The sequence below is a fragment of the Stenotrophomonas sp. YJH_SMC_69 genome, from assembly GCF_059370495.1.
Genome location: NZ_JCAFTS010000007.1, coordinates 210560 through 224206, shown reverse-complemented (window position 1 = coordinate 224206; position 13647 = coordinate 210560). Strand labels below are relative to the sequence as shown.

12 protein-coding genes are annotated in these 13647 nt (G+C 68.2%); 2 read left to right on the top strand and 10 right to left on the bottom strand.

Annotated features, from left to right (window positions below):
- Window positions 1-316: 316 nt before the first annotated feature.
- Together AC5P8F_RS14270 and AC5P8F_RS14265 are read right to left on the bottom strand one after the other, a co-directional pair.
- The gene (locus AC5P8F_RS14270) at window positions 317-2089 is read right to left on the bottom strand and encodes an EAL domain-containing protein (protein ID WP_014647070.1); all 1773 of its coding nucleotides are present in this window, start codon (window positions 2087-2089) and stop codon (window positions 317-319) included.
- Between the two features lie 4 nt (window positions 2090-2093).
- The gene (locus tag AC5P8F_RS14265; protein WP_032961901.1) at window positions 2094-4196 is read right to left on the bottom strand and encodes a sensor histidine kinase; all 2103 of its coding nucleotides are present in this window, start codon (window positions 4194-4196) and stop codon (window positions 2094-2096) included.
- A 130-nt stretch (window positions 4197-4326) separates the two neighbouring features.
- On the opposite strand from AC5P8F_RS14265, the gene AC5P8F_RS14260 reads away from it, so the two are divergent.
- Entirely contained in the window at window positions 4327-7086 is a 2760-nt protein-coding gene (locus tag AC5P8F_RS14260) for a bifunctional diguanylate cyclase/phosphodiesterase (RefSeq protein WP_134808847.1), read from the top strand.
- A gap of 124 nt (window positions 7087-7210) precedes the next feature.
- On the opposite strand, the gene AC5P8F_RS14255 is transcribed toward AC5P8F_RS14260, so the two are convergent.
- The 7 genes from AC5P8F_RS14255 to AC5P8F_RS14225 form a co-directional block, all read right to left on the bottom strand.
- Window positions 7211-7717 carry a hypothetical protein gene (locus AC5P8F_RS14255; RefSeq protein ID WP_495228424.1) on the bottom strand — a complete coding sequence of 169 codons (507 nt, stop codon included), beginning with the start codon at window positions 7715-7717 and terminating at the stop codon, window positions 7211-7213.
- Between the two features lie 67 nt (window positions 7718-7784).
- Complete coding sequence (locus tag AC5P8F_RS14250; protein WP_495228422.1) at window positions 7785-8000, bottom strand: hypothetical protein; 216 nt, start codon at window positions 7998-8000, stop codon at window positions 7785-7787.
- Window positions 8001-8098: 98 nt separating this feature from the next.
- Window positions 8099-9289, bottom strand: a complete 1191-nt coding sequence (locus tag AC5P8F_RS14245) for a methyl-accepting chemotaxis protein (RefSeq protein ID WP_014647075.1) — start codon at window positions 9287-9289, stop codon at window positions 8099-8101.
- Window positions 9290-9507: 218 nt separating this feature from the next.
- The gene (gene hflD / locus AC5P8F_RS14240) at window positions 9508-10122 is read right to left on the bottom strand and encodes a high frequency lysogenization protein HflD (RefSeq protein WP_032961893.1); all 615 of its coding nucleotides are present in this window, start codon (window positions 10120-10122) and stop codon (window positions 9508-9510) included.
- Complete coding sequence (mnmA, locus tag AC5P8F_RS14235; protein ID WP_032961890.1) at window positions 10119-11261, bottom strand: tRNA 2-thiouridine(34) synthase MnmA; 1143 nt, start codon at window positions 11259-11261, stop codon at window positions 10119-10121. Before mnmA ends, hflD begins: the two co-directional genes overlap by 4 nt.
- Window positions 11258-11719, bottom strand: coding sequence for an NUDIX hydrolase (locus AC5P8F_RS14230; RefSeq protein ID WP_495228421.1), 462 nt, complete (start codon window positions 11717-11719; stop codon window positions 11258-11260). The genes mnmA and AC5P8F_RS14230 overlap by 4 nt, the downstream gene beginning before the upstream one ends.
- A 1-nt stretch (window position 11720) precedes the next feature.
- Window positions 11721-12194, bottom strand: coding sequence for a hypothetical protein (locus AC5P8F_RS14225; protein WP_014647079.1), 474 nt, complete (start codon window positions 12192-12194; stop codon window positions 11721-11723).
- Between the two features lie 112 nt (window positions 12195-12306).
- On the opposite strand from AC5P8F_RS14225, the gene clpS reads away from it, so the two are divergent.
- On the top strand, window positions 12307-12633 hold the full coding sequence (gene clpS / locus AC5P8F_RS14220; protein WP_006444529.1) for an ATP-dependent Clp protease adapter ClpS: 327 nt from the start codon (window positions 12307-12309) through the stop codon (window positions 12631-12633).
- Window positions 12634-12793: 160 nt separating this feature from the next.
- On the opposite strand, the gene AC5P8F_RS14215 is transcribed toward clpS, so the two are convergent.
- Window positions 12794-13606 carry an APH(6) family putative aminoglycoside O-phosphotransferase gene (locus AC5P8F_RS14215; RefSeq protein ID WP_495228420.1) on the bottom strand — a complete coding sequence of 271 codons (813 nt, stop codon included), beginning with the start codon at window positions 13604-13606 and terminating at the stop codon, window positions 12794-12796.
- Between the last annotated feature and the right edge of the window lie 41 nt (window positions 13607-13647).

The following is a 13647-nucleotide window of genomic DNA, read 5'->3' as shown; positions in this document are numbered from 1 at the left end:
ATTGAACCCGGCCACCCAGAGCAGCCGGCCAGCGGCCGGCTCTACCGGGGCCGATCGATGGTAGTGCCGGCCGCTGGCCGGCAGCTTCATTGAACCCGGCCACCCAGAGCAGCCGGCCAGCGGCCGGCTCTACCGGGGCCCATCGATGGTAGTGCCGGCCGCTGGCCGGCAACCTCATTGGAACCGGACACCCAGAGCAGCCGGCCAGCGGCCGGCTCTACCGGGGCCGATCGACGGTAGTGCCGGCGGCTGGCCGGCAACCTCATTGAAGCCGGGCACCCAAGGCAGCCGGCCAGCGGCCGGCTCTACCCGATCGTCACCGCAGCGGCCGATCCTCGCCACCATCCCCGGTTTCCACCGGTGCCGGGCCGGCATTGCTACGGCGCTGTTCTTCGTACGTGCGGAACGCCTGGTGGATGTGCTTGCGCAGCTCGTCGTCGTTCCATGGCTTGGTCAGGAAGCGATAGATCGCGCCGCGGTTGATCGCATCGGTCACCGTGTTCAGATCGGTGTAGCCCGACAGCACCAGGCGGATCGTATCCGGGTACAGCATCTTCACCCGGCCCAGGAACTCGGTGCCGCTCATATCGCTCATGCGCTGGTCGGACAGGATCACCTGCACGTCGTTGATCGCCAGCAGATCAAAGGCGTCACGCACGTTGCCAGCGGCCAGGATGCGGTAGCCGTCGCGGCGGAACAGGCGCACCAGCGAGCGCAGCACGTTCTCCTCGTCATCCAGCAGCAGCAACGTGCGGTCCGGGCGCGTTTCGGCGAAGGCTTCCGGGCGCAGGTAGCGCCGGCGCAGGGTCATGCCGGCGGCATCGGCCGACATCGGCTCGCCGAACAGGTAGCCCTGGAACACATCGCAGTCGTTGCGGCGCAGGAAGCCCAGTTGGGCCTGCGATTCCACGCCGTTGGCAATCACGGTCATGCCCAGCTGGTGGCCCATGGCAATGATCGCGCGGGCAATGGCTGCTTCGCGATTGCCAGCCGGTGCGCTCTTGATGAAGCTGCGGTCGATCTTCAGCTTGTCCACCGGGTAGCGCACCAGCGCGCTGAGGCTGGAATCGCCGGTGCCGAAGTTGTCCAGGCTCAGGCTGATGCCTTCGTTGCGCAGGTTGGCCAGCGTTTCATGGACGAAATTGACGTTGTTGGTCAGCGCGCTCTCGTTGATCTCCAGCGTCAGCATGTGCGCCGGCACGCCCGCGGCCTGCAGCAGGGACATCACCTCGGCGAAGAAGTTCGGCCGCAGCAGCTGCAGGGTGGACACGTTCACCGCGATGGTGAAGTCATCAAAGCCCTGGTCGCGCCACAACCGCGCCTGCTTCAATGCGCCTTCCAGCACCCAGGTGCCGATCTGCACGATGATGCCCAGGCGCTCGGCGGTGCGCATGAAGCGCTCCGGCACCAGCATGCCCAGGGTCGGCGACTGCCAGCGCAGCAGCGCTTCCATGCCGACCACGTGGCCGTCGCGGGCGCTCACCAGCGGCTGGTAACGCAGCTTCAGCTCGCCATTGGGAATGGCATCGACGATCTGGCGCGCGATGATGCTCTCGCTGTGCGCGCTCGGCGGGGTATCCACGGCATGGATGCGCACGGCATTGCCGCCTTCGCGGGCGGCCTGGTACAGCGCATCTTCGGCATGGTCGAGCAGGCGCGAGGCGCTGCTGGCATGTTCCGGGCACAGGCTCACGCCCAGCTTGCCGGTCATGAACAGCGTGTATGGAAGCACCGACAGCGGCAGTTCCATCTGCTGGCGGATCTCTTCAGCGAAGTCCTCCGGCAGCGGCAGGTCCGCGGTGCGGGGCACCGCGATCAGGAACTCGTCGCTGCCATGCCGCCACAGCTTGCCACGCCCGCGCAGGTAGGACTGCAGGCGCTGCGCCACCAGTACCAGCGCCTGATCGCCCACTTCGGCACTCATGTTCTCGTTGACCGATGCGAAGTGGTCGATGTCCACGTGCATCAGCATCAGCGCAATGCCGCCGGAGGCCGCCTCGGCAACCATCGCCTGCAGCTCGGGGTTGCCGGCGCCAAGGCGGTCGGGGGCATCATCGATGCTGACCGGGGGCAGGTTGGGATTCCACATAGGCTCAGTATTCCGGTGAATCGACGGCGGCCATGCTGGTCGCCTGGTAGGGGAGGTGGACGTCGATCAGGGTGCCCTCGCCATGCGCGGATTCGATCCGCACGTGGCCACCGACGCTCTGCGCGCGCTCGCGCATCACGATCAGGCCGAGGCCGCGCGGGCCGTCCGGATCGAAGCCTTCACCATCATCGCGGATCTGCAGGTGCAGGCCACGCTGGCTGACGTCGCGCAGCTGCAGCAGGACCTGGCTGGCGCGCGCATGGCGCAGCGCATTGGTCAGGCTTTCCTGTGCGATGCGGAAGCAGGCCTGTTCGATGCTGTTGTCGGGGCGGTGCGGCAGCGGCTCGATCTCGGCCAGCAGCTCCACCGGCGAAGAGCGGAACAGCACCCGCGCCTGCCAGCTCAGCGCCGCCTCCAGGCCCAGTGCATCCAGCTGCGGCGGGCGCAGCAGGGTGGAGATGTCGCGCAGCTTGGCCACGGTGGTGTCGGCCAGGCTGACGATCTGCGCCAGGTCCTCGCCACGACGCTTCGGATCGTCCTCATCCTGCGCCGCATGCGCCGACAGCTTGATCGCGGTAATGGCCTGGCCGATGTCATCGTGCAGGTCGCGCGAGATCGCGCGACGCTCGTCCTCCTGCAGCGAGAACAGCCGCCCGGCCATCGCCTGCAGCTCGCGATTGCTGGTTTCCAGCGCCCTGCGGGTGCGTTCGGAATCGCTCAGGTCGCGTACGATCAGCAGCTTGCAGTCACGACCGCCGTAGCGCACTTCGCCCACCGCCAGGCCGGCATGGAAGCTGCGGCCGTCCGCACGCTGCATGGCCACCACGCTGCTGTGGCCCGGCCCCAGGTGTGGCTGGCCGGCGCGCAGCTGGCTGCGCACCCGTGGCAGGTCGGCGGCAGCGACCAGTGCCGACAGCGGCTCGCCCAGCAGGGTGTGGCTGCCGTAGCCGAACAGGCCGGCGGCCCAGGCGTTGGCGTACAGCACGTGCTCGTCGGAGAGGATCACCACGCCGTCGGGCAGTACCCGCACCAGCTCGCGGAACTGTTCCTCGCGCTCGCGCAGCAGGCGCCGCGACTGCTCGCGCTCGGTCACGTCCTGCAGCGTGCCCAGCACGCGGCTGCGGCCGGCTTCGTCGATACCGCTGGCCGCCCGCAGGTGCACCATCAATGCACGGCCGTCCATCGACAGCAGCGGCAGCAGCACGTCCACCTGTACCGGCTCGCCGGAGCACAGTTCGGCCAGCAGCTGTTCGGTCTGGGTGGCGGTGGCCGGGTCGGCCGGCACCAGCAGCTCATCGAAGCGGTGCCAGCGCCGGGCCTCGGGCGGGCGGCGGCCGAGCAGGCGATAGACCTGGTTGGAATAGCGGCCCAGCCCGGTGGACGGGTCCAGTTCCCAGGCGCCGATGCGCGCCAGCTCATGGGCTTCCTCCACCCGGGCCAATGCCTGGTCGCGGCGCAGCTGGGCCAGATCCTCGGCGGTGCGGTCGATGGCGATCAGCAGGCGGGCGTTGTGGCCGTCGTAGCTGATGGCGTTGGAGCGCAGCTCCATCTGCCGCAGCGCGCCATCGCGCAGCTGCAGCTGAGCGCGCAGGATGCACAGCTCCTCGGGCGCCTCGCGGATCGCCTCCAGCTTGGTCTGCAGGGCCTGGTCCTGGCCCGGCGGCCACAAGGCGTCGATGGTCTGTTCCAGCAGCTCGTCGCGGTCCCAGCCGAAGGCGCTGCAGGCGGCGGGGTTGGCATCGAGGATCGCCAGCGTGTCCAGGTCGTAGACGAGGATCGGCCCGGGGTTGCCCTCGAACATCTGCCGCAGGCGCAGCTCGGAGGCCTGCTGGCGCGCATGGGTATGCAGCACGTGTTCGGCCAGCGGGCGCAGCAGCAGATAGAGCAGGCCCGCGCTGGCCAGCGCGAAGAACGAGCCCTTCAGGCCCTGCCACAGGGCCGCCTGCTGCGGATCGGGCACCAGCGCCTGCACCACGCTGTCGGTGGAGATCATCCAGGCCAGCGCCATCACCAGGTAGCTCAGCACCACCCGGCGCCGGTCACGGCTCAGCGCCTGCGCCATCCGCGGGTCGGGAACTGGGGCGTTGCCGGTCGGTTCTGCGGGCATGGACGGGGCGGGTGACAGGGGCGCCGGTCATCTTACCCCGCAGCGTGCCGTGACCACTCAATTATCCGCCGCAGGCGCCGTTAACCACTGCGTGCCCCGCTGACGGGCGTGTCATCCGGAGCAAGATCGCGTGGACCAAGGGATCATCGCCAGCCTGCTGCAGCACCCGCTTGCGTCGGCGCTGGTCATCGTCGACCGTGCCGGGCGCCCGCTGGCGGCCAATCCGGCCGCGCGCGAGCATGGCCTGCCGGCCACCGTGGCGGCCTATGCGCCGATGCTGGAAGATCTGCGCCTGATGGCCGCCGATGGTGGCATCGTCGCCTGCACGCTGCCGGGCGGCCCGCGGGGGCACTACGACGGGCACCTGCGTGCGGTGCACGACGGTGCCGGCAACCTGCTGGCGTTCACCCTGAGCATTCCCGAGCCGGTGCCGGTCGATGCGGGCGGGCGCTGGGAGCTGGCACTGGACAGCGCCGGCCACAGCCTGTGGGACTGGGATATCCCCAGTGACCGGGTGGCGCGCACGCCGGCGCTGGGCGACGAGACCGCCACTGAATTGCTGTCTCGCGTGCACGGCGAGGACATCGCCCAGGTGCGCGCCGCGCTCGACGAGCACCTGCGCGGGCACAGCGAGCAGTACAGCGCACAGTTCCGTTTCCGCCAGGCCGATGGCCAGTGGCGTTGGGTGCTCGATCGCGGCCGCGTGGTCGCTCGCACCGCCGATGGCCAGCCCCTGCGCATGGTCGGCACGCATACCGATATCGAGCAGCAGAAGCAGCTCGAATCGCTGCTGCAGGAACAGCAGCTGCACCTGAGCGAGGCCCAGCGCATCGCCAGCATGGGCAGCTGGTCGTTTGATCCCAACAGCGGGCATTTCTGGTGGTCGCCGGAACTGCGTTCGCTTCTGGCACTGGAGCAGGGCGCCGTTCCGGGCCAGCGGCGCTGGCTGAAGCAGCTGCATCCACGCTCCCGCGGCGCGCTGCGCGCGGCATGGCGGCGGTTGTGGCGCGATGGCCGCGCTGCCAACCTCGAGCTGGAGCTGACCCGCGGCCATGAGCCTTCGCAGCACCTGCGGCTATGGATGCAGCCGCTGCTGGACATGGACGGGCAACCCAAGCGCCTGCTCGGCCAGGTACAGAACATCACCGAACAGCACCAGACCGATGCGTTGATCCGCTGGCGCACCGAACTGCTGAACCGGGTCTCCGCGCTGGGCCGCATCGGCGGCTGCGAGATCGAAGTGCAGACCCGCAGCATGCAATGGACCGAGGAGTGCTACCGCATCCATGGCCTGCGCAAGGAACCGATCACCCTCGACCAGGCGCTGGCGCTGTACACGGAGGACTCGCGCAACGCGTTCGAGGCGGCGCTCGCCCGTATCGCCAACGGCGGCCTGCCCGAGCAGCTGGACCTGTGCTTCTACCGCCAGTCCGGCCTGCGCGTCTGGGTGCAGGTGCTGATCGAACTGGACCGCCGTGACGGCCTGCCGCCGCGGTTCGTTGTCCTGTTCCGTGACATCACCCGCGAGCGCGAAGCCAACGAACGCATCGAACTGCTGGCCCACTACGACCTGCTGACCGGCCTGCCCAATCGCGTACTGCTCGGCGAACAGACCGCCGAAGCCATCGAGGAAGCACGCGACCGCGGAACCTCGCTGGCCATGCTGTTCATCGACCTGGACGGCTTCAAGACCATCAACGACAGCTTCGGCCACGCCACCGGCGATGCGCTGCTGAAGGCCGCAGCCACCCGCCTGCACCAGAACCTGCGCAACAACGACCTGTTCGGCCGCTTCAGTGGCGATGAGTTCATCGTGGTGCTGCGCGACCTGGCCGAGCCGGAAGATGCCGGTCATGTCGCCCGCAAGCTGATTGCCTCGCTGGCTGAGCCGCTGCGCCGTGGCGAGACCACGTTGAAAGTCGGCGCCAGCGTCGGCATCGCGATGCTGGGCGATGCGCAGACCGATTTCGACTCACTGCTGCGCGCGGCCGACGCCGCGATGTATGCGGCCAAGGAAGCCGGGCGCAACACCTACCAGTACTACAGCCAGGACGCCCTGGCCCGCATCCAGCGCCGGCTGGACGTCGAGCATGCCCTGCATGGGGCGATCGAGCGCGACGAGTTCAGCCTGGCCTACCAGCCGCTGCTGCACGCCCACCACGGCGAGCCACCGGCGATCGAGGCACTGTTGCGCTGGCACCGCCCCGGCATCGGCTACTGCAGCCCGGCCGAGTTCATTCCCATTGCCGAAAAGTGCGGCGAGATCGTGCGCATCGGCGACTGGGTGCTGAACGAGGCCTGCCGCCAGGCGACCGCCTGGGACCGTGCCGGACTGCACTTTGATCGCATCGCGGTCAACGTGTCGGCGGTGCAGCTGCGTGATCGCGGCTTCGCCGAGCGCGTGATCGAGATCTGCCATGCCCATGGCTGGCCGCCGCAACGGCTGGAACTGGAGCTGACCGAGTCGGCGCTGATCCGTGATACCGACATCCTGCGCCATTGCTTCGACGTGCTGGAACGGCACGGCGTGCCGCTGGCGGTGGATGACTTCGGCACCGGCTTCTCCAACCTCAATTACCTCAATCGCTTCCCGGTGGGGCGCCTGAAGATCGACCGCAGTTTCGTGCAGGGCATGCTGCATGATTCGGGCACGGCCGAAGTCACCCAGGCCATCGTCCACCTGGGCCACGCGCTGGGCATGAAGGTGGTGGCCGAAGGCGTGGAAACCCACCAGGAAGAAGACATGCTGCGCCGCCAGGGCTGCGACGAGATCCAGGGCTACCTGTACTCGCGCCCGCTCAGCCCGCGTGATCTGGCGCAGTGGCTGCGCCAGCAGCGCCCGGCGCCAATGCGCACCGACGCCAGCGGCGAAGCGGTGCTGGTGCGCTGAGGGTCTGCGCTGGCGGATGCCGGCGCGGTGTGGCCTGACTCTGGTGCGCCCAGCTCTGGTGGGTGCCGACCGTTGGTCGGCACGGATGCCCTGGCGCTCGCGATCATCCACGCATGGCGTGGAACTACCTGGGAAACTCCGCCTTCAGCTGCATGCGCAGGGCCTCGACGATGGCCGCATAGCGCCGCTTCTGGACCAGATAGCTGGCCAGGAACAGCGGCAGCACCAGCAGCATCGGTGCCACCATCGGGCGCATCGCCACCAGTGGCAACAGCAGCAGCGACAGGATTGCCACGAACCAGCTGCACAGGCCGATCACCCGCACCTCGTGCCGTCGCGCGTTGAGAACGATGCGTCCACGCATCACCGGGAAGTAGCGCAGGCCGAAGCTCGGTGCGAAGCTCTCGCGGAACGCCATGCTGCCATCGGGCAGCGCATGGAAGGCCAGTTGCAGCCATCTGTCCTGCAGCAGGTCACGTTCCAGGCTGCCCAGCGAGAGCCGGGCCTGCATGGCCGGTGACGCCGCGATGCGTTCGTTGAACAGGGTGATGCCCCAGCTGAAATAGCCGGCCACCCAGGCCATCAGAAGGACGGCTTCGATGAGGAGCACTGCGATCAGGGCGATGGCCATCGGTCTTCCATGAACGGGACCGGTGGATCATGCCATGCGGGACGGCCCATCCACGCAGGACGTGGATCTACTTCAGGGCTTCGCCATCCAGGCCCAGGTTCCATGCCATGCCCAGCAGTTCATCGTCGGCTCGGGAGGGGGCGGGGCGCGCATCGGCCAGCTGCTGCAGTTCGAGCAGTTCCTCGCGGGCCACGTCTTCCAGCCGCTGCAGCTGCTCACGCACGCTCGCGTTGCGCGGGCGCTCGGTGTCGGTGAGGGCGGGCAGGGCGCGGATCAGGGTCATGGTGCGCGTACAGGATGCATCCAATGGCAGGTTACAGGCAAAGGCCCCGGACGAACCGGGGCCTTGCGGGCTGCCGGCGAGGGCAGCGGACATCAGGATCAGAACAGCTCGACGGTGCCGGCGCCCATGCTCTGCTGGGCGACGGGCTTGTGCGGCGGGCGTTCCCATTCGCTGCGCAGCTCGCGCAGGCGATTGCCGGTGCGCTGCAGGGCGCTGGCGATCTCTTCGTCGAACACGCCGCCATTGCGGTGCAGCAGTTCCTGCAGGGCCACCGCTTCGCGGTTGATCGCGGTCAGGCGGTCCAGGTGGGTGTGCACACCGCCCAGCGCCTGGGTGGCGATGTCTTCGAACTGCAGGGCACGCACGGCTTCGGCCACGCTGCCATCGATCGCACGGGCGCACTCGGACACTTCGCGCATGCCGTCGCCCAGCGAGGCGTTGATCTGCGCGACGTTGTCGAGCATCGCTGCTGCTTCCTGGCGGGCTTCGCGGGAGCGGTCCATATCGCGCGAGGCCATGTGCGAAACCGTCTCGCGCACCTTGGCGATGGCGTCCTTGGAGCTGTGCGCCAGCTTGCGGATCTGCTCGTTGAAGGTGGTCGAGCGCTCGGACAGGTTGCGCACTTCGTCGGCGACCACGGCGAAGCCACGACCGGCTTCACCGGCGCGCGCCGCTTCGATGGCCGCGTTCAGCGCCAGAAGGTTGGTCTGGTCGGCGATCGACTTGACGTCTTCCAGCAGCGCGAAGATGCCATCCAGGTGCTGCGCCATCTGGTCGATGTGCTGCACGGTGGTGCTGCTCTGGCCGCTCACCTGTTCCAGCGCTTCCACCAGCTGTTCCATGCGATGGCTGGCGTGCTGGGCGAAACGGGCGACGTCGAGGCCGGCATTGCCTTCATCACCGGCGCGGTCGACGATGCGCGACAGGGCCTGGCTCTGCTGGCGCGACTTGCGGTTCATGGCATCGAAGCTGCCGCCCAGGCTGGAGACGGCCTGGCGGATCAGGTCACGGGCGCGTTCCACTTCGCCACGCGAACCGTCGATCTCGTTGCCGACGAAGTTGCGCAGCTCGGTCAGCAGCTGGTCCTGTTCGCGCAGGACACGGGCGTGCTCGGGGGAACGATGTGCCTGTGCGCGGGTGGTCCACCACGCAAAGCCGAGCCAGCTCAGCGTCATCGTGGTCAGGATCGCCCAGCGCAGGGCGGCCGGCCATTCGAAACCGATGGCGAAGGGGAGCAGCAGGGTCAGAGCCAGGGGGGCGGCCAGACGGATGAAAATGCGTGAGTACATGGACGTTCTCGGGAGGTGCACGGAGGATGTATCGGCCGTACCCCCTTTCTCTTTAACGTCGATGTGCCTCGAAGTGCATTCTGAATGCGCCGGTTTTCCGGCACCTTGGCGGCCTCGGGGTCAGAGCCCTTTCCGTGCCGGAAAGGGATCCGACCCCTTGGGCAGGCGCAACGGGGTCGGATCCCTTTTCCATGGAAAAGGGCTCTGACCCCACACCCTCAGGCCAGCAGGCGGTCCACGGCCTCGATCATCGCCTTGCGGCTGAACAGGAAGTCCCAGTAGCTGCCGCCCAGCTGGCGCCACAACACCGCCGAACGCACCGCGGCCAGCAGCAGGGCACGGATCTCCGCCACCACGCCGGCCTGGCCCAGGTAGTGCGGGTTGCCCTGCACCATCACCCGCGGTTTCAGGTGGCTGATGGTGTCGGCATACAGGCCGCCCAGGTTGGCCAGTACGTCCGGGTGGCCACTGTCGCCCAGTTCGGTGGCCTGGCGCTGGGCGCGCTCGATGCCCGAGGCGACCTTGTTCACGGTCGCCCCATCCTGCACGAAGCGGCGCTCCAGCTGCAGCACCGACAGGGCCAGCTTGGGCAGGATCGGGTCCTGGCCCTGGCTGCGGAAGTAGTTGTGCAGCAGGCGCAGGCCGGACTTCAGTGCATGACGGTCACCGAACACCGCCTGCGGCGAGGACGCATCGACGCGGAACACGCTGTCCACGGCGGTGCGCACGGCGGCGGCGTCGGAATGGCCGGTATCGGCGATGCGGCGCACCTGCTGCAGGGCCTGGGCAATGCCGGCCAAGGCCAGGACGCGGTCGTCGACAGTGAAACTCATGCAGCGATTACCTCAAAAGGGGAGGGGGTGGTGCGCAGGCGTTGTTCCAGCGGCGCATCGGTGGCGGCGATCACCGCGCCGCCCAGGCACACATCACCGTCATACAGCACCAGCGATTGACCGGGGGTAACGGCACGCTGCGGGCGCGCAAAGGTGACCAGCACGCTGCCATCGTCCAGCACCTGGACCGTACACGGCTCGTCGGGCTGGCGGTAGCGGGTCTGGGCGGTGCATTCGAAGCGCCGTGCCGGCGGTGAGCCGGCGATCCAGTGCGCGGTTTCCGAACGCAGGCGGTCGGACAGCATCCACTTGCTGTCGCGGTCCTGGTCCACGTACAGCACGTTGCTGGCCACATCCTTGCCAACCACGTACCACGGCGCGGCCGGGCGGCCACGCACGCCGCCGATGTTCAGACCCTCGCGCTGGCCCAGGGTGAAATAGAACACGCCCGGGTGTTCGGCAATCACGCTGCCGTCGGCCGGGTCGAGGATCTGGCCGGGCTTGGCCGGCAGGTAGCGGCCGAGGAATTCGCGGAAGTCGCGCTCGCCGATGAAACAGATGCCGGTGGAGTCCTTCTTGGCGTGGGTCGGCAGGCCGACGTCGCGCGCGATCCGGCGCAGGTCGCTCTTTTCCAGGTCGCCGATCGGGAACAGGGTGGCTGCCAGCTGTTCCTGGCCCAGTTGATGCAGGAAGTAGCTCTGGTCCTTGGATCGATCGGCGCCGCGCAGCAGCAGCCACTGGTGGCCGCGCTGGGCCACCCGTGCGTAATGGCCGGTGGCGATGCGCTCGGCGCCCAGCTCGCGGGCGGCGTCCAGGAAATGCTTGAACTTCACTTCACGGTTGCACAGCACGTCCGGGTTCGGGGTGCGGCCGGCCGCGTACTCGGCCAGGAAGTGCTCGAACACGCCCTGCCAGTACTCGCTGGAGAAGTCCCGGAAGTGGAACGGGATGCCCAGCAGGCCGCACACGGCCACCGCGTCGCGACGGTCATCCTCGGCACGGCAATCACCGCTGCCATCGTCGGCCCAGTTCTGCATGAACAGGCCGGCCACGGCCTCGCCCTGCTGTACCAGGCGCCAGGCGGCGACCGAGGAATCGACGCCGCCGGAGACGCCCACCATCACACGCGGAGTGCTCATGCGACCTCCCGGACCAGCGAAAGCGGGTGGCGCTGGCCACCCAGGTAATCCGCCACCACCTGCCACACCAGCGGGCTGCGCTGGCGCTCGCCGGCGGCCTGCAGCTCGGCCGGGGTCAGCCACAGCGCGCGGTCGACGCCGGTGTCCAGCGGCTGCGCCGGATCGTGCGAAACCGGGCGCGCCGCGTAGCAGAAGCGCAGGAAGGCCGTGCCGTCGCCGGCAGTCCACTGGTAGCAGCCAATGAAGTGGGTCAGCTGCACCGTCCAGCCGGTTTCCTCGCGGGTCTCGCGCAGGGCGGCCTCGGCCAGGCTTTCGCCCGGCTCGAGGTGGCCCGCCGGCTGGTTCAGCACCTGGCGGCCGTCAATGGTCTCCTCGACCAGCAGCACGCGGCCGCCGTCGATCACCACGGTGGCAACGGTGGCGTGCGGTGCCCAGCGCGGGTCCGGCGTGGCGTTCAACTCAGAACTCGTCCTTCTTGGTCAGTTCCAGCTCCATCGCGTCGGCGGTGCGGATGGCCGCATCGATGGCGTCGCTGAGCTGGTCGGCGGTGGCATCGGCGTCGATCTTCACCACGAACATGGCAGTGGTGTCCTGCTTTACCCAGCCGCCCATCTTGGCGTCCTGCGAATCTTCCAGCAGGCGGTTGGCCACGGCCACCGGGAACTGCTTGGTCTTGGCGCTGTAGGCCGGCGACCAGATCTCGCGGATGTTGTGGCTGCCGAAGTCTTCCACCGCCGAGCGCACGTAGACCATCTGGGTGCGGTCACCCTCGACGTCGAAGACCATGCGGTAGTCGCCATCCTCGTCGACCTCGTAGGTGTAACCCAGCTTGTCCAGGTGGCGGGCCACGGACTTGTCGGCCTGGGGCGCGGCGGTGGCAGCACCGGCAGCGGCCAGGGTGATCAGCAGGGCGGGCAGAAGGGTCCTTTTCATGAAGATCCTGTGAAGCAGTGTTGAAAGAAGCTGCAATTGTGACGTTGGGCGTGCGTGCCGTCCAATCTGCGGCGGGCCGACGCAGGCGCGGTGCAACCTCTATAATGGATGGATGCCCCATGAGTCCTCCCCCGATTCCCATCACGAGCACGGCGTTGCCGTGGAGCCCGCGCGCCCGGAAGTGGCGCCGCCGCCGTTCTACCAGGTGATGCTGCTCAACGACGACTACACCCCGATGGATTTCGTGGTGGATGTACTGCAGCAGTTCTTCAGCATGGACCTGGACAAGGCCACGCAGGTGATGCTGCACGTCCATACCCGCGGCCGCGGGGTCTGCGGCGTGTTCACCCGCGAGGTCGCCGAGACCAAGGTTGCCCAGGTCAACGAGTATTCGCGGATGAACCAGCACCCGCTGCTGTGCACGATGGAAAAGGCCTGACCGGCTGCCGATCCTCGTCCGGGTACATCGACTCCGGACACGGCGTGCCCACCAAGGTGGGCACCTACCAAGGCAGAAACCTGTAGAGCCGAGCCCATGCTCGGCTGCTTTTCGTCCCGGCGCAATGTCCCGGATGGAGTGCGCCCACCACGCGCGGAGGTCACGCCTCCGCCAACGCCTCCAGCGCCATGCGTGCCACTGCCTCGTCGACCTCGGCGGGGTCGCCGTCGCCCCGGAACCACACCGCTGACAGCCCCGCGCTGGCCGCGATCCAGCGCAGCAGGCGCGCCCGTTCCAGCCCAGCCAGCGCGCTGACCTGTTCCAGCCGGGCGGCAAACCGCTCGGGCCGGGTGGCCACATGGATGCCCGGGCCACAGAGGTCCGGGTTGCTGAACATTGTCGTGTAGTCGAACGCGCGGTCGCCCAGCAGCCGCTTCGGGTCGATCGCCAGCCAGCCACGCGCGCCGAAATCCAGCACGTTGTCGTGGTGCAGGTCGCCGTGCAGCGGCCGGATCTCGTGTTCTTCCCGCAACACCCGCTCCGCCAGTGATCTGCACTGTTCCAGCAGTGGCGGCAGCGCGGCCCTTGGCTGCAGCAGGTCGGCGAACCATGTACGCAGGCAGACCAGTTCCGCTGGCGGCGCGCTCCGTGGCCGGTGCAGCTGCCGCAGGACCTGGCACAGGATCGTGGTACAGGCATCATCGTCGCCCTCGATCGAACGTTGCCGCAGCGAATCGCCGTCTGCACGCTCGATCAGGATCGCCGGCCCCTCGTGGGCCAGCAGGCGGGCGGCACCATCGCCGTCCCACCAGCGCAGCAGGCGATGGCCGTTCTGCTCCTCGGTTTCGCTGCTGACCTTCAGCATCGCCGGTTCGCCGTCGGCGGTCAGCACCGGCCAGAGCTGGGCGTGGGGCGTCTCGATGGCCGCGCCATCACGCCGCAATCGCCAGCGGCTCAGGTAGGGTTCGATCATGCTGGGTGGGCTGTCCTGGAGTGAATGAAGATCAAGCGATC